This window comes from Paraburkholderia rhynchosiae, from assembly GCF_002879865.1.
Lineage (GTDB): Bacteria > Pseudomonadota > Gammaproteobacteria > Burkholderiales > Burkholderiaceae > Paraburkholderia > Paraburkholderia rhynchosiae.
In genome coordinates, this window is the sequence record NZ_PNXY01000157.1 from 1 (window position 1) to 333 (window position 333).

Annotated in this window: 1 protein-coding gene; it reads left to right on the forward strand. The window is 67.9% G+C overall.

What is annotated here, in order from left to right:
- Positions 1-333: Ig-like domain-containing protein (locus C0Z16_RS38010; RefSeq protein WP_158244593.1), on the forward strand; the 333-nt coding region annotated here is incomplete at both ends.

Below are 333 nucleotides of genomic sequence, written 5' to 3' on the forward strand. Positions count from 1 at the left end.
ACATCACGAACACCGGCGCACTCAGCCTCAGCGGGGTCGAGAGCGGCGCGATCGCCGAATACTCGACCGATGGCGGCTCCACATGGAGCACCGGCTTCTCGGCACAGGAAGGGCTGAACACCCTCGAAGTCCGCCAGACCGATGTGGCCGGCAACGTGTCGGCGGCAACCAGCTTCAGCTTCACGCTGGACACGGCCGCTGCGGCGCCCGGGGTGGCACTCGCCACCGACTCGGGCAGCAGCGGCAGCGATCACATCACGAACACCGGCACACTCGGCCTGAGCGGGGTCGAGAGCGGCGCGACAGTGCAGTACAGCATCGACAACGGGACGC